General features: G+C 54.3%; 1 protein-coding gene. It reads right to left on the bottom strand.

The window, feature by feature from the left end; genetic code table 11:
- A partial coding sequence (locus tag ACT3TC_RS17080; protein WP_444641149.1) for an IS30 family transposase occupies positions 1–912 on the bottom strand: 912 nt, incomplete at its 3' end.
- Between the last annotated feature and the right edge of the window lie 102 nt (positions 913–1,014).

Here is a 1,014-nt window from a genome sequence, read left to right on the forward strand (position 1 = left end):
CAGCCGCTTTCTGGGTCTATCGTTCAGCTTGTGAACAACGCGTCGCAGCTCTGCATTAGTCACCTTCCGGAAGTCTGTACCTTTCGGAAAATACTGCCTGATCAGGCCGTTGGTGTTCTCGTTTGTCCCACGCTGGCCTGAACAGTAAGGATCACAGAAATACACGGAGGCGCTAACCGCTTTTGCGACCGTCTCGTGGTCTGCAAACTCCGAGCCATTGTCTAGCGTGATCGTCTTCACCGCGCCCCGACGAGGCTTAAGTAAACGGACCATGGCTCTCTGCGTTAGTTCTGCCGTTACCTTTGGCAGACGTGCCGCCAACAAGTAGCCACTTCGTCGCTCTACCAACGTCACTATCCCCGCTTGCTTGTGCCCATAAAGCACCGTGTCGCCTTCCCAGTGACCGATGGTGAGGCGTTTTTCGATAGCAGGTGGCCGATGCTCTATCCCCACACGCTTAGGAATCTTGCCTAGTCCTGCACTTTTGGCATGGGCACGATGTTTACTGCGACGCTTGGGCTGGCGGAGGTGTCGCCACAAATCGCCACCCTTGGCCTTATCGTCCCAGATCAGCGAATAGACCCATTGATGACTAACTCCTATCCCCGTCAACGGCGCCATAAAACCGCTAATCTGCTCTGGACTCCACTCTTCTCTAAGCCTGTCAGCTACGGCATTGATCAGGCTAGGGAGTTGCTTTGTCCACTTCCAGGCGGAGCGGCGTCTCTGATCGCTGTAACGCTGCGCTTGTGCGGGTTCATATCCCTTGGCACCCGAATTACGTCTCAGCTCACGGCTCACGGTACTGCTGTGAATGCCAAGCTGTTGAGCAATCTGACGTTGGCTCAATCCTACATCCCTATGGGCAAAAATTTGATATCGTTGTGCCTGGGTCAGTTGTCGGTATCCCATACTCTGCTTCACTTTGGTCGGTAAGGCGGAGAGGGTACCGCTGCTGGCCCTCCTGCCTCTACCGTATGATCCAAAGTGCTGCAGTTATTCTATGAATTCAGG

Source organism: Halomonas sp. AOP27-A1-41, assembly GCF_052378605.1.
Classification (GTDB): domain Bacteria; phylum Pseudomonadota; class Gammaproteobacteria; order Pseudomonadales; family Halomonadaceae; genus Vreelandella; species Vreelandella citrativorans.